Below are 19786 nucleotides of genomic sequence, written 5' to 3'. Positions count from 1 at the left end.
CCAAATGTGACAGCCGAGCTGATCATCGCGAGCAGCGTGTGGGCAAAAATCCGGCAGCTCGGGCCTATCGGCGAGATACTGCTCGGCATTGCCGACGCTTCCGTAATTCCCACTCCGGGAAGTTTGGACATCCTCATCATTTTGCTTGTCGCAGGAGCGCCACAGCACTGGTGGATTTTCGTAATCGCCGCAACCATTGGCTCCGCCATCGGCGCATACATTACTTACGGCATCGGCGTGAAGGGCGGCAAGGAAGGTCTGGAAAACCGGATTCCTGAAAAGAAACTGAAGAAAGTTTATCGCTGGAGCGAGAAGTATGGGTTGGGCGCCGTCGCGGTGCCCGCACTGCTGCCTCCACCATTTCCGCTTTCGCCATTCCTGCTCGCTGCCGGCGTCTTGAAGGTACCCCGAACGAAGTTCCTGGCAGCCTACTCCGCGGGACGACTGGTTCGCTACGGCATTGTCGCGTGGCTCGGCCGCCTCTACGGCAAGGCGCTTATTGCGGGCATGCAGAAGTACTCAAAGCCGATCATCTGGGCCCTCATTGGTCTGGCCGTCCTCGGCGGAATCGCGGCGGGAATCTACATCTGGCACCGCAAGCAAAAGGGCCTGCCGGCATTCAGATCAGCCGAGAAAAAGGCCGCCTGACAGAAGCTCCGTCCAAGCAACGGATACTCGACCATTGTCGCCGCCCCCTTTCGTGTGCTTTGGATTTCGCCGCTCCAAGTCGCGCAGCAGCCTAGTCTCGCTGAGGTCGACTACCGTACATCTATAATTTGATGGCAGAGTTCCATTCTGGGAACCTCCGATCATCTGCTCTCTTTTCTATTCATCAATAACCCGCCGGCTTTGCAGGGCTTGACTTCTCAATTAGCGCTATCGCCGTTTACACTGCTCGGCTATGCGCTGCGTCGGTTTGATTTCTTTTGTTTTTCTTCTCGCCATTCCTTGTCTCGCGTCCGCACCGAGCGGAATCCCGCGGGAGCTGGCGCAAGAGCGTGCTCGCCTCATTTCCAACGTTCGCTATCATCTTTCCTTCACGCTCGTGCCTCACGCGGCAACAACCATCGGACACGAGGAACTCACATTCGAACTGAAGTCGCCTGAAGCAGTCCTACTCGACTATCGCGACGGTGCCGCGAGCAACCTTCGAATAAACGATAAGGAGGCTCTGGTCCAAACCGAGAACGGACACATTCTGCTGCCCGAAGAAATGCTCAGAGTGGGAGAAAACCAGATCAGTCTCGATTTCGCCTCTCCGGTAGCGCCAGCGGGAAAGGCGATCACTCAGTTTGAAGACAAGGACGATGGCAGCGAGTACCTCTACACGCTTTTTGTTCCGATGGATGCAAGCATGGCGTTCCCATGCTTCGATCAGCCGGATTTAAAAGGACGCTTCAGCCTGACTCTGCAGATTCCAAACAGCTGGATGGCGATTTCGAACACGTCAGGTAAGTTCTTCGACCGTGGCAATCGAATTCAGGCCATCTTTCCTGAAAGCGAGCCCATCAGCACCTACCTATTTGCCTTCGCGGCCGGCCCATTCCGCAAGGTGCACGAAACGACTGGCCTCCCAGGCGTTTATGTCCGTAAATCCCAATATGAAAAAGCGCTTCCCGAGGTCCCCGAGCTCCAGCAGGTGACGGCGGCTGGAATGAAGTTCCTCGCCGAGTATTTCGCGCAGCCATTCCCGTTTCCTAAATACGACCTCGTCCTCATTCCAGGCTTTGCCTATGGCGGCATGGAACACGCTGGAGCAACCTTTCTTCGCGAAGAGTCGGTCCTGTTTCGCACCGCTCCCACGCACAGCGACCGCATCGGCCGTGATCTGCTCACTCTACACGAGCTCACACATCAGTGGTTCGGCGATTTCACCACCATGCGCTGGTTCGACGACCTGTGGTTGAAAGAAGGTTTCGCGCAATACATGGCGTACCGCACGCTGGATCAACTCAAGCCCACTGAGAACGTTTGGCAGCGATTCTATCTTTCGATCAAACCGGCAGCTTATGCGATCGATTCCACTTTGGGAACTACGCCGATCTATCAGGACATCGACAACCTGCAGAACGCCAAGTCAGCTTACGGCGCGATCGTCTACTCAAAAGCTCCCGGGCTGCTGCGTCAGCTTGCCTTCATTCTTGGCGACGAACACTTTCGCGATGGTCTCCGCATATACCTGAAAGAGCACCAATACGGGAATGCTGAGTGGAGCGATCTGGTAAAGGCCTTCGAACACGCGTCAGGCCGCAAGCTTTCTGACTGGGCAGATGCATGGATTCGACGGCGCGGCATGCCGCAGGTGGACGTCTCCTGGAACTGCAGCAACGGCCGATTAACGAACTTGTCGCTCAGACAGCACAATGTCCTGAACGAAGGCGGCGTATGGCCGATCGCTACTCAGATACTGCTTTCGTACGGCAACTCTGCGCCGGTGCGTCTTCGCGCCGAATTGGGAACCGCTGAGGCAGCCGTGGCTGCGGCTGCGGGAAAGGCGTGCCCTGCTTTCGTGTTTGCCAATGATCAGGATTATGCTTACGGCCGCTTCCTTCTCGATCCGACGAGCCAGACCGCAGTCGAGCAGAGACTCGGTGACATAGACGACTTGTTCGAACGCACGCTGCTCTGGGGATCGCTCTGGGACTCAGTGCGCGAAGCGCAGTTTGGTCCCCAGAAATATCTGTCCCTGACGCAGCGACTCCTTCCCAACGAAACGAACGAGTCGTTGGCGCAATCTTTGACCGCGCATACCGTAACGGCGCTGCATCGGTACATCAGTCAGCAAACGCGAGCTGAACGTGTGCCGGAATTCGAGAAACTCGCGCATTACTGCATGTTGAATTCGCAGGAACAAGGACTGCGTATCATTTGGTTTCGAACCTTCCGTGCGGTGGCCGAAACCGACTTTGGACGGGTTGGCTTGAAGCGGTTGTTAAACGGTAAACTTCAAGTACCCGGAGTTCAGCTCCGTCCGCTAGATCGCTGGAGCATGGTCACTGCTCTGATCGCAACAAAGGATACCGAAGCCGACAAGATCTTCGCCGCAGAACGGGAGCGCGATCACTCGGGCGACGGTCTCAAATACGCTTATGTGGCCGAAGCCGCGCGTCCCGATGCGGCCAGCAAGAAGAAATACTTTGACGACTATTTACGCAACGCTGACCGCCCTGAAGATTGGGTCGAGCAGAGCCTCGCCGCGTTCAATTACTGGAATCAGTCGGAACTCACGGCTCCATACCTGGAGCCGGCACTGAAGGCGCTGCCGCAGGTAAAACGCGAGCGCAAAATATTTTTCGTGCTGGCTTGGCTTGGTGCATTCATTGACGGACAGCAGTCACCGCAGGCCGACGCTCAGGTTCATTCATGGCTGCAGGCCGGCAACATCGATCCCGACTTGCGGTTGAAGGTGCTTCAGGTCGTCGATGACCTCGACCGCACGGTGAAGATCCGGAAAGCATTTCCGTGAATGGAACGCTTGTGCGTCTACTCTCCGCTGCCCGGCAGCACTCCGATCGTGTGCAGCCATGTCGTAGCTAATTGCGGCAAATGGGTTACGGGGAGCGCTGTTGGGCGCAGTCCATATCCATGGCCGCCTTGTGCATACGTGTGCAGCTCGGCTGGAACTCCCGCCTTCTTTAGCGCCATGAAGTACTCAACCGCATTTTCTACGTGTACGGGATCATCTTCTGCCTGCACGATAAACGCTGGAGGTGTGGACGAAGTCACCGGAATGTCTGGATTGAATTGAAAGTTCTTCTCTGAAAACGCAAGGTAGCCGGGATAGATGATGATGGCAAAATCGGGACGGCAACTCTGCCGGTCGGCGGCGTCCACTGCGGGATAAAGACGGCGGTCATAGTGCGTGCTCAGAGCCGCGGCAAGGTGTCCACCGGCCGAGAATCCAAGCACTCCGACGTGCTTCGGATCAATGTGCCACTCTGCCGCATGCTCACGGACCATGCCCACCGCGCGTTGCGCATCCTGCAGCGCTGCTTCCGATTTGGGAAATGGACCGGTATCGGGCACACGATACTTCAGCAGCACGCAATTTACTCCGATCGAATTCAGCCAATCGCAGACTTCCGTTCCCTCAAGGTCGATAGCGACGATACGGTACCCGCCTCCCGGAAAAACCACCACTGCTGGACCGCCGTCTGCACTGGCTGAGCCAGAGTGTGTTAGATAGAGCGTGACCGTAGGAGAACTCACGTTGCCGAGACGCACCACGGCACGTCCGGCGACCTGATGGTCTTTGCTGGTCGTCATGTCCTGCTCTGGTCCCTTTGCAGTCGAAGATCCCGGCGCACCGTTCGGCCACAGTGGAATGGTCGTGTGATCAGCACTGGGAGGCCATCCGGAAGGCTTCTGTGTTTGCGCTGACAGAATCAGACTTAAGCAGACAATGAGCAGCAATGAAAGCAGCGATTTTCGCATTTCGAATCCTCAGCCGGAGAGTGTACAGGAACCTACTATTGTCTTCGTTGTCTAACGGCGAAGGCGCGTGTTGACCGCTGGACAACGCCGTGTTCCGCACTCTTCATCTTTATGAAACAGATACGGGAGGAGCTTCCAAATGAAATCAGGCAAGACGATCACACTAATCGGCGCGGCAGTGCTGCTGTTTGTTACGGCAGCATTAGCCGATCAATTCAAGATGCGCGCTGGAGAATCGAATCCGGCGGCGATGGGGGTGGTGCATGTGAACACCGATCGGAATGGCAATCTGGCAATCGAGCTGGAGGCAAAACATCTGGCGCCAGCCGATCGGCTCAGTCCTGCACACTCAAATTACATCGTATGGATTCAGCCGTCGGGCCAGCAGCCGCAGATCTTAGGAGAGCTGCGCGTGAATACCCAGGACGAAGCGGCCAGCTTCAAGACCTCGGTGCCATATCACAACTTCGACATCTTCGTAACCGCGGAGGACACCGCGAAGCCAGATACGCCGAGCAGCACCGATGTTCTGCGCACCAGCGTGCAGAAGTAGCAGCTCTGAAACGAGCAATACCGGGGACGACTCTCGTCCCCTTTTGTTTTGGCGTTAAAGATTATCTCGGTGTGAACTGGTTAAGATCGTAAATTCCCAACTGCTTTTCCAGAGCCGCGACTTTATCGACATAGATATCGAAGCCATCGCCGCCGAAGGTTTTTCGTTCGATGCTCTCGAACTGCTCGCCCATTGCGTCGTACTCATGCGGTGAAACGATCTTGTGCAGCTCGGGAAAGAGCACCGTATCTTCACGCGCCTCGTGTGGCGCATACATGCGAACGAACGCCTCGAGATCGTTTGCCAGCCGATTGCGATCGTCCCGGCTCTTCAGCGAAGATGCTGTCGCCAGTACGCGCTCGGTGACGCGCCGCCCCGCCTGGTGCTGTTTCAAAAGCGTATCCACAAGCGACACCAGCTTGCCGGCTTTGCGGAAGCGTGGGAACAGGTGCTCCTCTTCCAGCTTCTCGTGATATTCCTCGATGAACTTGCGGATGATAGTCGCACCATCTGTCACAGCCTGCGGCGGGAAATCTTTATTAGCCTGAATGCGGCGGATGATTTCATCGTAGGCCAGCAGCACACGCTTAAGGATTCCATGCTCGCGCATGAGGTCTTCGTTCGTTGAGACCTCTTCGTCTTCCTTCTCTTTCTCCTGCCCAAACAGAGGAGTGGACGCCAGAACGGCTGCGCTTCCTAAAACGGGCAACGTGCGTACAAAATGGCGGCGGGTGTGTTGAAAAGCAGATTCGCGATCGTCCATAGCAATCAGCCTCTACTCCCGATTATCCCACTCAGGACCGGTTGCGATTGATTCGTCTCAGCTTGTATATCGTAGAGGCTGATTCGGCTTCGGTTACATCCTCCATGCATGGAAAAAGCCCACGCTTCTGCTACTCTTTCCGTTCGGATTCGGAGCTGATTTGAATGAGAACTTTCGCGACCATCACCTTGTTCGTGTTCTGTATCGGATCACTGTGCGCACAAACTGCCCAATCGAGCGCCTCAGCCGCTGTGTCCGGCACGGAAGCGACCCTTCCCTATTCGCCCAGTCTTGACGTGACCTCGATCGATCGCTCGGTCAATCCCTGCGAGAATTTTTATCAGTATTCATGCGGCGGATGGCAGAAGAAGAATCCCATTCCTCCGGACCAGACTTCGTGGAGCGTGTACGGCAAGTTGTACCAGGACAATCTGCAGTTCCTGCGCGGCATTCTCGAAGACGCATCGCGCACGAAGCAGCGCGATGCAGTTATGCAGAAAATTGGCGACTACTACGCCGCGTGCATGGATGAAGCTGCGGTGAATAGCCGTGGCATCCAGGCCATCAAGCCGGACCTGGAAGCGATCGCACATTTGAAATCGGTACATGATCTCGCACCGCTGGTTGCGCGGCTGCAGCTTGAGGCATCACCCGCGGCGACGATGTTCGGCGCATCCTCGATTCAGGATCCTGACAACTCCGAGCAGCAGATCGCCGGCATTAATCAAGGCGGGCTCGGACTGCCAGATCGCGATTACTACACGAAGGAAGATGCGAAATCGAAAGAGACCCGCGAGCGCTATCTGCAACACGTGCAGAAAGTTTTCGAGCTGCTGGGCGATTCGCCTGACAAAGCGCAGGCAGAAGCACAGGATGTAATGCGGATGGAAACGCGCCTGGCGCAGGCATCGCTCACGCGCGTGGAGCGTCGCGATCCTTACAAGCGCAAGAACAAGATGAAGGTTGCGGAACTCGAAACACTCGCTCCCAATTTCGATTGGGCGGCTTTCTTCAAGACAGAAAAGGCGCCGTCGTTCGAGATTCTGAACGTCACCGCCCCACCTTTCTTCAAAGCACTGAACGCCGAGCTGGCGTCCGAACCGCTCGACAAATGGAAGAATTATCTGCGCTTCCACGTTGCGAACGCCTACTCGCCGTATCTGTCACAGCCGTTCGTGGACGAGAACTTCGCGTTCTATCGCCAGTATCTGCGTGGTGCGAAAGAGCAGCAGCCGCGCTGGAAGCGATGCGTGCAGTACGTCGACGACGATCTCGGCGAAGCTCTTGGGCAGGCTTATGTTCGGCGCGTGTTCTCGCCGGAGCTGAAGGCGAGCACGCTCGATATGGTCCGACGTATCGAAGATGCGATGGCGCAGCGCATTCAGCAGCTCGACTGGATGAGTCCCGAAACGAAACAGCAGGCGCTGCTGAAGCTGCAAGGAATGCGCAACAAGATCGGATATCCGGACAAGTGGCGCGATTACAGTTCGGTGAAGATCACCGCGACCGACTTCCTTGGCAACGTGCGCAATGCGAGCTTCTTCGAGGCTCATCGCCGCTTGAACAAGATTGGTCAGCCGGTCGACCACAGCGAATGGGGTATGACTCCGCCGACGGTCAACGCGTATTACAACCCGTCAATGAACGACATCAACTTCCCTGCCGGTGTCCTGCAGCCGCCGCTGTACGACGCCAAGATGGATGATGCTCCCAACTACGGCGATACCGGTGGCACCATCGGCCACGAACTTACACACGGCTTCGACGATGAGGGCCGCAAGTACGACGCTAAGGGCAATCTGCGAGACTGGTGGACGAAGGCCGATGCCAACAAATTTATGCAGCGCACGCAATGCGTCGAAGACCAGTATGCGAAGTACGTCGTCGTAGATGACGTCCATATCAACAGCAAGCTGACGCTGGGCGAAGATGTGGCCGATCTCGGCGGCGAGATCCTCGCGTACATCGCCTGGAAAGGCGCCACGGCAGACAAGAACCTGCAGCCGGTCGACAATCTCACGCCCGATCAGCGCTTCTTCGTGGGTTTCGCGCAGTGGGCCTGCGAGAATGATCGTCCCGAAGATGCGCGATTGCGCGCATTAACCGACCCGCACTCGCCTGCGGAGTACCGCATCAATGGCGTAGTCGTAAATATGCCGGAGTTCACGCAAGCGTTTTCCTGCAAGCCGGATCAGCCGATGACAAAGCCGGCAGACCAGGTGTGCAGGGTATGGTGAGAGTCTTTGCCGGACGTGGAGTCCGGCGGCCCTATGTGTGACGGCCTCCAGTCATGCTGTTAAGATGTTGCCCGAAGCTTCTGCTGAGCGGGAGTAGTTCAGCGGTAGAACGTCGGCTTCCCAAGCCGGATGTCGCGGGTTCGATCCCCGTCTCCCGCTCCAGTTTCTGTTCCTTCTGTTCCCCTGACCTTGCGCGTTCGCGACTGCGCCCACGTGTGAGTGCAACATTTGAGTGGCGGGACGAATCCATTCGATAAAGCCCAGAAACCAGCTCAGTGCAGCGCCGACTACCAGACTGTCGTCTTAAGCATCTCAATCTGCGCGAATTCGCGCGGTGCGAGAACCTCGCTCATTACAGAGTTGCTGTTGAACTTTCCAATGGACATCCCGTTCGCATGGATCTCTGTTCGGAACACATGCGCAATGCTCTGCGCATTGCAGAAATCGAAGCTGCGCGCAACTATCCCGGCGAAGATGTGAAGGTCACAAGTATGCGGTTTCACCATCTGGCGCTGGCCGATCGCGCCAAGGCGAGCTGAGCCGAGCTGCCGAATTCCAGAGATATAATCTCCCTATCTTGAGTCGTACCCGCATTTTCGCTTGCCTGGCCGTGTGCTGCGCCATTTTGGGACTCCCGAACTTGACGGCACAACACGCGCCAGCCAAGGCAGCACTCAGTGAGGCCTCCCAACCGAGCAACAAAGTTGTGCTCGTGCTTCCCTTTCATAACGACTCGAAAGCTCCTGGACTGGAATGGATTGGCGAGGCATTCGCGGAGGTACTGGGCCAGCGGATGCAGTCGGAAAACACGTTCGTGATCAGCCGCGAAGACCGGATGAACGCATTCGATCGAGTAGGCGTACCGGCCAACGCGCAACTCTCGCGCGCCACTCTGCTGCTGATCGCGCAGCAGATGGACGTGGATTATGTCGTCTTCGGCAACTACAACTACGACGGCAACATGTTCACGGCAAAGGCGCAGCTCCTCGACATGCGCCGCCTTCATTTATCTCCCGCGGTGACCGAAATCGGATCGCTGCTGCAGCTCACCGATATCCAGGCGGGCACAAGTTGGGACCTGATGCATCAGATTCGTCCTGACCTCGCCGCAACCAAGCAGGACTTCATCGCCGAAACCAAGGACATTCGCCTGGACGCGCTGGAAAACTACGTGCGCGGCGTAATTGCGACCGACGCAGCCGACAGGATTCGTCACTTCAAAGAAGCTGTACGGCTCAACCCGAATTACTCCGTAGCCATGCTGCAGCTCGGCAAGACCTACTTTGCGCAGCGTGACTACGCCTCGGCGATCTCGTGGTTCAGCAAGATTCCCGTTTCGGATAAGCACGCCGCAGAAGCGAACTTCTTCCTTGGGCTGTCGGCGTATTACTCCGGCAATCTGGACCGCGCCGCAGATGCTTTCAACTTCGTGGCCTCGCGTCTGCCGCTTACTGAGGTTTTCAACAACCTCGGAGTCGTCGAAGCCCGCAGGCGGAAGCCAAGCTCAGTGGAATATTTAGAGCGTGCGGTGCAAGCGGACCCTACCGATGCCGATTATCACTTCAACCTGGCTCTGTCGCTCGCACGAGTAAAAGATACGGCGGGAGCTACCAAGCAGCTGAAGGAAACGCTGGCTCTGCGCCCGTCAGACACTGAGGCCAAGGCTTACCTCGACACCGTTACCGGTTCATCCGCCGGAATGCGTGCTCCGCTGGAGCGCATCAAGCGCAACTATGACGAGGCTTCCTTCCGCCAGCTTGCGTTCGCCATCGAGAAGGCCGAAGAAGCGCAGATGGCGCACTCCGATCCGAAGAAGCATGCGGCCATGCACGTCGATGAGGGCAAGGAGCAGTTGCGGCAGGGATTCTATGAGGAGGCGCGCGACAACTTCCGCAAAGCGCTGGCTCTCGATCCGGAGAATGCCGAGGCCCACGTCGGCCTCGCCAATGCGCAGATTGCGCTCAACGATTTGACCGGAGCGCGTACCGAGTTGGACTCAACTCTGCGAACTCAACCTACGCCGGACGCGTATGTAACTTTGGGACAGCTCAATCTCAAAGAGAATAAGCTGGACGCAGCCAATCAGGCTGTCGCGGAGGCGCTCCGGATGGAACCGAATAATACCTCTGCCTTGCAGCTCAAGCAGCAGCTTGAGTCCAAGCTGAGCAGCGCGGCGCCGCAAAACCAGTGAAAAGTCGATTCCCAATTTGGTTCGCGCTGATGCTCCTGGCAGTAATCGGCATGGCGGCATCAGCTCGCGCAGACGTGCTGCGGGTCGCGGTCGATGGAACCATCAATCCAATCTCCGACGAGTACATCGAGCGTGGAATCCAGCAAGCCGGCAGACAGCACGCGCAAGCAGTGTTGATCGAAATTCGCACGCCCGGCGGACTGGTGGATTCCACACGGAACATCATCAGCAAGATTCTTGCCTCTCCGGTTCCTGTCATCGTCTACGTTTACCCCACCGGAAGCCGCTCCGCTTCGGCGGGCTTTTACATTCTCGAGTCCGCCGACATCGCCGCGATGGCGCCGGGCACGAACACCGGCGCAGCTCATCCAGTGCTGATGGGCACGACCATGGATCCCATCATGAAGGAGAAGGTCGAGAACGATTCGGCCGCTTTCATGCGATCGTTCGTCGCCAAGCGCGGACGCAATGTCGAGGTCGCTGAGAGTGCCGTGCGGCAATCGAAGTCGTTCACCGATCAGGAAGCGCTGCAGCAGCACCTGATCGACTACGTGGCAAAAGATACGACTGATCTGTTCAAGCAAATGGATGGCAAGAGCGTCACGCGCTTCGACGGTCAGAAGGTCACGCTTCATATTGCCGGCGCGCACATAGATGACTATGGACTCACGCTGAAGGAAGAAATACTCGGGTTCCTCATCAATCCCAATACCGCATTTCTGGTTTTGATTATCGGTGCGCTCGCGATCTACTTCGAATTCAACCACCCCGGAGCGGTGATTCCCGGCGTGATCGGGATCATCTTCGTCATACTCGCGGTTTTTGCGCTGAATTTACTGCCGCTGCGTTTTGCCGGCGTGGCACTGATCATCACCGCGTTTGTGCTGTTCGCTCTTGAGGCCAAGTTTGCAACGCATGGTGCGCTTGGTCTCGGGGGTACTGCCGTGCTGATCCTGGGCGCTCTGCTGCTGGTCGACGGACCAATCCCGCAGATGCGGATTCGATTGCTCACCGCCGTCGCCGTCAGCGTACCTTTCGGGTTAATAACCATGTTTCTGGTGGACATCGCCGTACGCGCGCGGCGCAACAAGGTCGTGACCGGAGAGCGCGGCCTGATCGGCGAGATTGGCGTTGCTCAGACCCTGCTTCGACCCGACGGAAAGGTCTTTGTTCACGGCGAAATCTGGAACGCCCACGCTTCGGTTCCGATTGATCCGGGTAGTTCGGTTCGGGTGACCGCCGTCCACGACCTCACTCTGACGGTCGAGCCGGCCACGGCGGGTGTACCTGTTGGTTCCACTTCCATCAACACACTCTCGTAACTTCAACTCAGGCATATGCTTGAGCTAAGTAGCTGACCTTCTGGGGTAAAATCCGCTCCAGTTGCCCAGCGTACATCTTTCGGCAAGGCGAGGACTTGAAATTGGACTACCTAATCTACGCCATCATCATCATCGTTGGGCTCTACCTTATTAGTTCGATCAAGATTCTCGCTGAATACGAGCGCGGCGTAATCTTCCGGCTCGGCAGGTTGCTGACAAGTGCCAAAGGTCCGGGAGTGATTCTGGTCTTTGGTCCGATCGATCGCATGGTGCGCGTTTCTCTCAGGCAGGAAGCGCTCGAGGTTCCTCCGCAGGACATCATCACGCGCGACAACGTTACGCTGAAAGTAAACGCGGTTATTTTTCTGCGCGTGATCGATCCGAATAAGGCGGTTGTCGAAGTTTCCAATTACGTCTATCAGACTTCGCAGTTTGCGCAGACTACGCTTCGTTCCGTTTTGGGAGAAGTCGAACTCGACGAGTTGCTCTCGCATCGCGAAAAGTTGAACCTGCGAATTCAGACAATCCTTGACCAGCACACCGCGCCGTGGGGCGTGAAAGTGGTTAACGTCGAAGTGAAGCAGGTCGATCTGCCGGAGAGCATGCTGCGCGCGATGGCAAAGCAAGCGGAAGCCGAACGTGAAAAGCGTTCAAAGATCATTCATGCGGAAGGCGAATTCTCAGCCGCACAGCGGCTGGCGGATGCAGCGCAGGTACTGGCGACCCAGCCCATCACCATCCAGCTTCGGTATCTGCAGACGCTGACCGAGATCGGCGTCGAAAAAAACACGACGATTGTCTTCCCGCTGCCGCTTGAGTTCATGAACAGCTTCAACAAGATTTTGGAAATACATTCGCAGGCGAACAAGACCGCTTAGACATATGGCAACAACAATGCTTTCGCAACAGGTTGACCAGGAGAAAGACACCGAGATCGTATTGGGCACGGGCAAGCTGCTGGCCATCTTCTTTGGTCTCGTGCTTCTTTGTGGAACATTCTTCGGACTGGGCTACTCGGTCGGACACAGTGCGAGTCCAATGGCGATCCAGACTGGACAGTCGGGAAAGACCAGCGCTTCCAGCGGTGCTAAGCCATTGGCCGGCGTCACTGTGACTGCTCCCGCTGTGGCGCAAGATGCGCCGCCATTCCCGGCGAGCGATCCGAACAGCGCTGCAAATGCGCAGGTCGATCAAGCTCCGCCACAAAACCAAAGCGCATCGAACACTGACTCTGCCCCGGCGCCTTCCCCAACTCTTACGCCAGTTGCCGCGATTCAAACAAATACTTCGGCTAATGCTGAGACTCCCGATTCGGGAGCCATTACCGTGCAGGTCGCCGCTGTCACGAAGCAGGAAGACGCACAGGCTCTGGTCTCAGCCCTGCAGAAGAAGAATTACCCAGTGTTCATCTCTTCGAACAATGGCAGCGACAATCTCTACCACGTACAGGTCGGCCCGTTTGCCGAACTGAAAGATGCTGAAGCCATGAAGAGCAAGCTGGCCAGCGACGGGTACAACGCGATCGTCAAGAAGTAGCCGATAAATTTAGTTTCAGAAGGGACCTTATGGCGACTACGCCAACTACTACATCTGTCACTCCGCAGGGCGCAGCCGCAAAACCGGCGCAGCAAACTTTTTCGACACCGGCCCTGATCTCGGCGATGGTGAAGTTTAATCCCCGCGTAAGCGATTTGATCATCTCGCCGTTTCGCCCGCCACAGGTAGAGTTAAGCGGACAGCTCGTTGTCGTTCCCGGACTGCCGGTTCTCACCGCGCAGGACACCGCGCGTATCGCTGCGGACCTTATCGGCACGAACAAACGCGCAGCAGAAACACTGAAAAACGACGGCGCGTGCGATGCCTCGTACAGCATTCCCGATCTGGCCCGATTCCGTATTAATGTGTTTCGCCAGCGCGGCACGTACGCAATTGTGATGCGTATCATCCCGATGGGCATCCCATCGTTTGACGATCTGAAGCTTCCGCCACAGCTTAAAGAGATCTGCAACCTCAAGAATGGGATCGTGCTGGTCACGGGACCGACGGGTTCGGGCAAGTCGTCTACGCTTGCCGCCATTATCCGCCTGCTTAACGAGACGAAGGCATATCACATCGTGACGATCGAAGATCCAATCGAATTCATGCACCCGCACGGCAAATCGACGATTCACCAGCGGGAATTGCACAGCGATACTCCTACATTTGCGTTGGCTCTGCGTGCGGCGCTGCGCCAGGCGCCCAAAGTAATCCTCGTTGGAGAGATGCGTGATCGCGAGACCATTGAAATCGCGATGACCGCTTCCGAAACCGGCCACCTGGTCTTCTCGACTCTCCACACGATCGATGCGGCAAAAACAGTAGAACGAATTATCGGCGAATTCCCAATTGCGGAACAGACTGCAATCCGCAATCGCCTCTCGCAATCCTTCCGCTACATCGTCTCGCAACGGCTGCTGCCCAGAAAAGACGGGCAAGGGCGAGTAGCTGCAATCGAGATTCTCAAGTCCACGATGCGCACCCGCGATTACGTTCAGAAAGGCGAGAAGGAAGGCCAATCACTGCTCGACGCCATGAGAGATGGCGAGCTAGAAGGCATGCAGTACTTCGACGGCGTTCTGGAAGGCATGACGCGCGAGGGAGTCATCAGCAAAGCCACCGCGCTGGGCTATGCGACCAACGCAGGAAATCTGAACCTGTCGCTCGCTGATTTCGACGAGAAGGAAGCCTAATCGCACCGTCAGTACCGTCCGCGGTAGCGGATGGGTGATTCACATTCAGCACTTACCCATCCGCTGCCGCGGACGGTACTGACGATTGTTGTACTGCCCGTCGTTCTCCATCCGTATCGAATCGTTGTTCCTGAAACGGATCACCACGCATGTGATATCCGTTCTGCTCCCAGAAGCCTGCCTGATCATGATTGAGTAGTTCCAGGCCGCGCACCCACTTCACAGACTTCCACGCGTAAAGTTGCGGAACAATTAGCCGCAAGGGATAGCCATGCTCCGGCGTCAGCGGCTCGCCGTCATGATGCCTAGCCAGCAGGACATCATCGCGATCCAAATCTGCCAGCGGAACGTTTGCGGTGTAGCCCTGCTCAGCATGGATCAACGCATGGGTCGCACTCGGCAGCGGAGCTGCGCGCAATAGAATTTCTCCGATTGCCACGCCGTCCCAGCGATTGTCGAAGCGGCTCCAGCGCGTCACGCAATGGAAATCGCTGGTGGTTTGAATTCTGGGAAGCTGATTGAACTCGTTCCAGGTGAACCGCAGCGGGTGAGCAACCAGGCCGCTTACGCGAAAATCCCAGTGCTCCGGATCGAAACGCGGGATTGATCCATAGTGCAGAACTGGCCACTTGAGCGTGAGGGACTGTCCAGGAGGCAGACGATGCTGCTCGCGCATCTCCTGTTCTTTGCGTGTGCGTTCATCGCCGGAGAACATTCCTGAGAGGACCATAAAAGGAGAGCAGCCGCTAGCCGCTAGCTACTAGCAAAAACCGAAAACGCCGACTGTTAGCTGGGAGCTAGCAGCTAGAAGCTAGCAGCTCTCTCAGTACTCCGCCAGTTCCTGAATGGCGTGATAGAAATCGTCAGCCTGGGGCAGGATTTCGTCTTCGAGCAGCGGTTGATAGGCGATGAATGTATCCTGCGCTGCCACGCGTTTGACTGGCGCGTCCAGATGCTCGAAGAGTTCTCCGGCGATTCGCGCAGCTATCTCGGCGCCGTAACCCCAGCTCAGCGTATCTTCGTGCGCGACGATCACGCGGTTGGTCTTCTTTACAGAAGTCGCAATGGCTTCCCAATCGTAAGGATTCAGCGTGCGCAGGTCGATCAATTCGACACTGATGTCGAGTTCGCGCTCGATGCGCTGAGCTGCTTGCAAAGCCCGCGGGACGGTCGCGCCATAAGTCACGAGCGTCATGTCATCACCCGGACGAACGATGCGGGCTTTCCCAAATGGGATCATGTAGTCGGGGCCGGGATACGGAGCGCGTCCGAAGGTTTCGCGGTAGAGGCGTTTATGTTCGAGGAAGAGCACGGGATCATCGCAGCGAATTGCAGTGCGCAGTAGACCATTGGCATCCAGGGCGTTGGAGGGGAAGACGATCCGCATTCCCGGAGTATGGGTGAACAGGCTCTCGCCACATTGGGAGTGATAGATCGCGCCGCCCGTGAGATATCCGCCGACGGCCACGCGAATCACGGCCGGACAAGAGAAGCCGTTGTTCGAGCGCCAGCGGATCACAGGCAATTCGTTGCGCATCTGGTGGAATGCCGGCCAGATGTAGTCGAAAAACTGGACTTCAACTACCGGTTTCAGTCCTCGAGTCGCCAGACCGGTCGCGCGTCCCACGATCGATGCCTCGGCAAGGGGCGAATTGTAGACGCGGTCGGAACCATACGAGCACTGCAATCCTGATGTGAGTTTGAAAACTCCACCCTTGCCTTTGACCAGCTTCTCGTTCAGGTATTGCTCGCGACTGCAGTCGGCGACGTCTTCACCGAACATCACGATGCGCTCGTCGCGCTTCATCTCATCGCGCAGGCAGGCGTTGATGAGATCGGCCATTGTCTTCTCTGCGCCGGAACTCTTGGGCTGAGTTTCGAATTGGGCAGAAGTCGGGTCCAGGCTTGGCGAGTATAGGTTCTCCTTAATCGTGACTGGCTCAGGGAAGCGCGCGCCCAAGACGTGATCTGTCGCGCGCTGAATCTCGCGATCGACGTCTTTTTCCAGTTTATTGATCGCCTCTTCGTCGAGGATGTTCTCCCGAATGAGGAACAACTGCATGCGCGTAATCGGATCGCGCTGTGCGTCGCGGGAACGCTCCGACTCCGGACGGTAGAGCTTCTCGTCATCCGAGAGCGAGTGCGAGTACGGACGAATTACATGCCCGTGAACGAAGGCCGGACCTTTGCGGGAGCGGCAGTGCTTCACTGCAGCCTGCATCGCCGCATATGACTCAACCGGATCAGTGCCGTCACACTCGGCAAAATAGAAGTTCGGGAAATTGGAAACCAGCTTGGAGATATTGCCGCCCGCGGTGTTCACTTCGACGGGCACAGAGATGGCATAGCCGTTGTCCTCAACGACAAACAGGACGGGTAGCTTCATGTTGGAAGCGCCGTTGATCGCTTCCCAGAATTCCCCTTCGCTGGTGGTGCCATCACCGCAGGAGACATAGACCACTTCGTCTCCGTGGAAGACAACGTCCTTATATCCGGAATAGTCGCTGGGATCACGCCGCTCGGCGGCTTTTGGGTGACGATTGAGGTAGTGTCCGGCTTCGGCGCATCCGATCGCCTGCAGCAGTTGGGTTCCCGTGGGTGACGACTGCGTAACAATGTTCAGGCCTTTGTGCCCCCAGTGAGAGGGCATCTGCCTTCCGCCCGAAGCGGGATCGTCCGCAGCGCCCACCGCTTGAAGCAACTGCTCTTCCGGAGTAACACCGAGTGCAAGCACGAGCGCTCGATCGCGATAGTAGGGATAGAACCAGTCGTAGCCGCCCTTCAAGGAAAACGCAGCAGCGACCATGAGCGCTTCATGCCCGGCGCCGGAGATCTGGAAGAAGATTTTTTGCTGGCGTTTGAGGAGGATCTCGCGGTCGTCGATCCGGCGCGACATATACATGATCCGGTACATCTGGATCAGTTGTTCGCTGGTGAGTCCCGCGTAGCTTTTTGCTTCTTGAGGCCGTTCCGCAACTGCGGTCTTCTTCTGCTCCGTCCGGCTTAGCGCCATGCGGACTCCTTGGATGGAATAGGTGGTGCTGGTTGTTCTAGAGGGGCAAGCACTCCCTATTTTAAGCCGGAATGGTCGAAATGAATCCGTCTAGATTTCTGCAGGGGAGTACTCGAAATAGAGCTGGAGCTTGAGTTCGTCTTCCTGGCCTTCTCTTACTTCGACTCGGATGTCAGCGCAGGAGCGAACCACCACATCGGCTTCTCGGAGATCGTGAGCGGGATAGGTAGTCGTGAGGCCAATGGCCATCATGCCGGCCGTTTTGGCAGCAGCAATGCCTGCTGCAGTGTCTTCGACTACGAGACATTCGCCAGGAGGAAGACCTAGCAACTGCGCACCCTTCAGAAACGGTTCTGGATGTGGCTTTCCGCGTTCGACGAGTTCCGCTGTGATCGCATCCTTGGGAAGCGGCAGACCTACGTAGTTCATGCGTGCTTCGGCGAGTGGACGTGTTGCCGAGGTCACAATCGTCCAACGGTCTGGAGGGATTGAGGCTAGCAGTTCCGATGCCCCCTCGATCTTGGTCACACCTTCAAGATCTTCGATCTCTCGGCGCTCCACGTTGACGTTCTCTTTGGCGGCGTCCATGTACGGAGCCACGCGGCGAATCGTTTCGATGGAGCGTCGGCCGTGTGCCCACTGCATCACGTAGTCGGGATCGATGTTGTGGTCCTCGGCCCACTTGCGCCAGACCCGCTCGACTGCAGGCGTGGAGTCCACGAGAACACCGTCTAAATCGAACAAAATTGCGCTGCAGGTGAGCATGAGGACAGAGTATCAAAACTCTCTTGCCGCTTGACTCCGAAGCTGAACCGCACAGTCAACGTTAGGATTCGCTGCCGATACCCTGCTTTTGAGTTCGGGTCGTTGTACGCGCTGTGGCAAGTGATGCTGTATTCAGCATTTAACTGCAAAATTCCAATTAATCGTTGCGACGTTCCCTGGTCTGGGTCAAGTCTGCCCGTTGGTTGGAATTTGAAGAATACGAGCTGGCAAGATAAACAATTCGCTGCCGAATTCGCCCCAGGGAATCCTGTTTTGTTTGGCGTCGATTTTCGGGAAAGAAGGACCTGATGGGGAGTGCAGCTTGTGTGTATGGCCGAAGCTTAGCTAGTCGCCTCGAGTCGTGCTGCGATCTGGTTCAGAGTCTGCTGAATGCGATCGAGTTCCACCTGAGTCGCCTCTGTGAACTGCTCGATGCTCTCAGGGGCTCGCTCTAAATGGTGTGCCACGTTGCGTACAATCTCGCGGCCACGGTCGCTCAGGAGAAACACGCCGAGTCCTCCCAGCAACACTCCCAGGCCGCCCAGGCCATATGTGAGTTGTTTGTTCTTGTCCATTGCCCGTCTGGACCCCCACTTTCAAGATGCCCAATGACAGCATCCTGCTGAAAAATATGATGCAGCTTTGTGGCTTCAGGCAAAAAGAAAGTAGCTGGCTGCGTTACCAGGGTTCTAAATGGGCGGTTGAAGGTAGCTAATGGTAACCAGCCGGACAGCGTGAAATCAGCTATTTGCACTGGTTACCTTCCTGTCGCCACTTTTGCCGCATTTCTGGGTTTAAACCATCATCGAAATGAGTGTCCGCTTTGCGGATTCGGAGGATAGGTAGCTGCATGAAAAGGCTATGGATTACCGCGGCCGCAACACTGGGCCTTACGATTGCGCCGGCATTGGGAGCGTTTGCACAAATCGACATGAGCCAGGGTCAGGGACCGGTGCTCACCAACCGCAATCAGGGTCCAACAGCTCAAAACGTGATTCCGGCGGACACCCAGTTCGAAGTCCAGCTGAAAGATACCCTCGACAGCAGCAAGGACTCTGTCGGCAAGAAGTTTAAAGCCAAGCTCTCGCAGGATCTTGTCGCGCAAGACGGCAGTACGATTCCGATGGGCTCCGAGCTCAAAGGCCATGTCAGCGATGTGCAGCGCGGATTCCACTCACAACTGCTCTTGAGCTTCGACGAGATCAAGACTCGTCACGGTTGGGTGCCACTCGCCGCCATGGTCGCCGGCGTTCCTGGCGAGCACAGCGTCCAGAGTGACACTGGGCCAGAAGGCGAGATCAAACACACGAAGATCGATGCGCGTCGTGAGGTTGAAACTGCGGCTGCGGGGGCAGCAATCGGCGCGATGGCTGGAGCAGCGGCGGGGGGCGGAAAAGGTGCGGCCATTGGCGCCGGCGTTGGCGGCGGACTCGGAACTGGAGCAGGCTTGCTGACGGGACGCAACATCCGACTGAACAAGGGCCAGATGCTGGATCTGCGACTGGAACGCGACATTTTCTTGCCCCGCGGCTAGGCTTTGCTTTGTCTTGTCATTCCGAGGCCTGCCGTTTGGCGGTGGAATCCCTATCGACTGCATTGCGTGTTGCAGGGAGAAGACTTTCGAGTAACCTCACGGCGACAATTGATCTTACGCATACGCGAAGACCATTGCAGTCAATAGGAATTCCTCACCGCAACGGCAGCGGTTCGGAATGACAAAGCTGAAAAGTCTCCGTGGTGAATAGGCTGTTGCCGTCGAATTGACCTCCCTGCCGTCGG

17 protein-coding genes and 1 tRNA gene are annotated in these 19786 nt (G+C 56.7%); 12 read left to right on the top strand and 6 right to left on the bottom strand.

What is annotated here, in order from left to right:
* The first annotated feature begins 6 nt into the window (after positions 1-6).
* Positions 7-648, top strand: a complete 642-nt coding sequence (locus VFU50_17790) for a VTT domain-containing protein (GenBank protein ID HEU5234717.1) — start codon at positions 7-9, stop codon at positions 646-648.
* 253 nt (positions 649-901) lie between these two features.
* Positions 902-3466, top strand: coding sequence for a M1 family aminopeptidase (locus VFU50_17785; GenBank protein HEU5234716.1), 2565 nt, complete (start codon positions 902-904; stop codon positions 3464-3466).
* 17 nt (positions 3467-3483) lie between these two features.
* On the opposite strand, the gene VFU50_17780 is transcribed toward VFU50_17785, so the two are convergent.
* Positions 3484-4434, bottom strand: a complete 951-nt coding sequence (locus VFU50_17780; GenBank protein ID HEU5234715.1) for an alpha/beta hydrolase — start codon at positions 4432-4434, stop codon at positions 3484-3486.
* A gap of 139 nt (positions 4435-4573) precedes the next feature.
* Here VFU50_17780 and VFU50_17775 point away from each other — a divergent pair, with 139 nt between their 5' ends.
* Positions 4574-4987, top strand: a complete 414-nt coding sequence (locus VFU50_17775; protein ID HEU5234714.1) for a hypothetical protein — start codon at positions 4574-4576, stop codon at positions 4985-4987.
* Between the two features lie 61 nt (positions 4988-5048).
* Here the strand turns inward: VFU50_17775 and VFU50_17770 are convergent, their stop codons facing one another.
* Positions 5049-5750 (bottom strand): hemerythrin domain-containing protein, encoded by a 702-nt coding sequence (locus VFU50_17770; GenBank protein HEU5234713.1) that lies wholly within the window; start codon positions 5748-5750, stop codon positions 5049-5051.
* A 164-nt stretch (positions 5751-5914) separates the two neighbouring features.
* Between VFU50_17770 and VFU50_17765 the strand changes: the two genes are divergently transcribed.
* From VFU50_17765 to VFU50_17730, 8 genes are all read left to right on the top strand, one after another.
* Positions 5915-7987 carry a M13 family metallopeptidase gene (locus tag VFU50_17765; protein HEU5234712.1) on the top strand — a complete coding sequence of 691 codons (2073 nt, stop codon included), beginning with the start codon at positions 5915-5917 and terminating at the stop codon, positions 7985-7987.
* A gap of 87 nt (positions 7988-8074) precedes the next feature.
* Positions 8075-8149, top strand: a tRNA-Gly gene (locus VFU50_17760).
* 233 nt (positions 8150-8382) lie between these two features.
* Positions 8383-8526, top strand: a complete 144-nt coding sequence (locus VFU50_17755; GenBank protein HEU5234711.1) for a hypothetical protein — start codon at positions 8383-8385, stop codon at positions 8524-8526.
* Positions 8527-8564: 38 nt separating this feature from the next.
* On the top strand, positions 8565-10178 hold the full coding sequence (locus VFU50_17750; GenBank protein HEU5234710.1) for a tetratricopeptide repeat protein: 1614 nt from the start codon (positions 8565-8567) through the stop codon (positions 10176-10178).
* A complete protein-coding gene (locus VFU50_17745) occupies positions 10175-11500 on the top strand; it encodes a nodulation protein NfeD (protein ID HEU5234709.1) in 1326 nt (441 codons plus the stop codon). The genes VFU50_17750 and VFU50_17745 overlap by 4 nt, the downstream gene beginning before the upstream one ends.
* A gap of 95 nt (positions 11501-11595) precedes the next feature.
* Positions 11596-12378, top strand: coding sequence for a slipin family protein (locus VFU50_17740; GenBank protein HEU5234708.1), 783 nt, complete (start codon positions 11596-11598; stop codon positions 12376-12378).
* Between the two features lie 16 nt (positions 12379-12394).
* On the top strand, positions 12395-13036 hold the full coding sequence (locus VFU50_17735) for an SPOR domain-containing protein (GenBank protein ID HEU5234707.1): 642 nt from the start codon (positions 12395-12397) through the stop codon (positions 13034-13036).
* Between the two features lie 29 nt (positions 13037-13065).
* Complete coding sequence (locus VFU50_17730) at positions 13066-14229, top strand: PilT/PilU family type 4a pilus ATPase (GenBank protein ID HEU5234706.1); 1164 nt, start codon at positions 13066-13068, stop codon at positions 14227-14229.
* Positions 14230-14281: 52 nt separating this feature from the next.
* Here the strand turns inward: VFU50_17730 and VFU50_17725 are convergent, their stop codons facing one another.
* The 4 genes from VFU50_17725 to VFU50_17710 all read right to left on the bottom strand — a co-directional run bounded on the left by VFU50_17725 (position 14282) and on the right by VFU50_17710 (position 18582).
* Positions 14282-14959, bottom strand: coding sequence for a sulfite oxidase-like oxidoreductase (locus VFU50_17725; protein HEU5234705.1), 678 nt, complete (start codon positions 14957-14959; stop codon positions 14282-14284).
* Positions 14960-15052: 93 nt separating this feature from the next.
* Positions 15053-17242: a dehydrogenase E1 component subunit alpha/beta gene (locus tag VFU50_17720; protein HEU5234704.1), complete on the bottom strand. Its 2190-nt coding sequence runs from the start codon at positions 17240-17242 to the stop codon at positions 15053-15055.
* Positions 17243-17332: 90 nt separating this feature from the next.
* Complete coding sequence (locus VFU50_17715) at positions 17333-18007, bottom strand: HAD-IA family hydrolase (GenBank protein ID HEU5234703.1); 675 nt, start codon at positions 18005-18007, stop codon at positions 17333-17335.
* A 341-nt stretch (positions 18008-18348) separates the two neighbouring features.
* Positions 18349-18582, bottom strand: a complete 234-nt coding sequence (locus VFU50_17710; protein HEU5234702.1) for a hypothetical protein — start codon at positions 18580-18582, stop codon at positions 18349-18351.
* 275 nt (positions 18583-18857) lie between these two features.
* On the opposite strand from VFU50_17710, the gene VFU50_17705 reads away from it, so the two are divergent.
* On the top strand, positions 18858-19541 hold the full coding sequence (locus VFU50_17705; GenBank protein ID HEU5234701.1) for a hypothetical protein: 684 nt from the start codon (positions 18858-18860) through the stop codon (positions 19539-19541).
* The last annotated feature ends 245 nt before the right edge of the window (positions 19542-19786 follow it).

The organism is Terriglobales bacterium (genome assembly GCA_035764005.1).
Taxonomy (GTDB): domain Bacteria; phylum Acidobacteriota; class Terriglobia; order Terriglobales; family Acidobacteriaceae; genus Gp1-AA112.
This window is presented reverse-complemented; position numbering and strand designations above follow the sequence as displayed.

Coding starts and splice junctions, on each gene's coding strand:
- VFU50_17715 (HEU5234703.1), bottom strand. CDS start 18,007: ATGCTCACCTGCAGCGCAATTTTGTTCGATTTAGACGGTGTTCTCGTG.
- VFU50_17710 (HEU5234702.1), bottom strand. CDS start 18,582: ATGGACAAGAACAAACAACTCACATATGGCCTGGGCGGCCTGGGAGTG.
- VFU50_17725 (HEU5234705.1), bottom strand. CDS start 14,959: ATGGTCCTCTCAGGAATGTTCTCCGGCGATGAACGCACACGCAAAGAA.
- VFU50_17705 (HEU5234701.1), top strand. CDS start 18,858: ATGAAAAGGCTATGGATTACCGCGGCCGCAACACTGGGCCTTACGATT.
- VFU50_17735 (HEU5234707.1), top strand. CDS start 12,395: ATGCTTTCGCAACAGGTTGACCAGGAGAAAGACACCGAGATCGTATTG.
- VFU50_17755 (HEU5234711.1), top strand. CDS start 8,383: ATGGATCTCTGTTCGGAACACATGCGCAATGCTCTGCGCATTGCAGAA.
- VFU50_17780 (HEU5234715.1), bottom strand. CDS start 4,434: ATGCGAAAATCGCTGCTTTCATTGCTGCTCATTGTCTGCTTAAGTCTG.
- VFU50_17730 (HEU5234706.1), top strand. CDS start 13,066: ATGGCGACTACGCCAACTACTACATCTGTCACTCCGCAGGGCGCAGCC.
- VFU50_17765 (HEU5234712.1), top strand. CDS start 5,915: ATGAGAACTTTCGCGACCATCACCTTGTTCGTGTTCTGTATCGGATCA.
- VFU50_17775 (HEU5234714.1), top strand. CDS start 4,574: ATGAAATCAGGCAAGACGATCACACTAATCGGCGCGGCAGTGCTGCTG.
- VFU50_17720 (HEU5234704.1), bottom strand. CDS start 17,242: ATGGCGCTAAGCCGGACGGAGCAGAAGAAGACCGCAGTTGCGGAACGG.
- VFU50_17770 (HEU5234713.1), bottom strand. CDS start 5,750: ATGGACGATCGCGAATCTGCTTTTCAACACACCCGCCGCCATTTTGTA.
- VFU50_17785 (HEU5234716.1), top strand. CDS start 902: ATGCGCTGCGTCGGTTTGATTTCTTTTGTTTTTCTTCTCGCCATTCCT.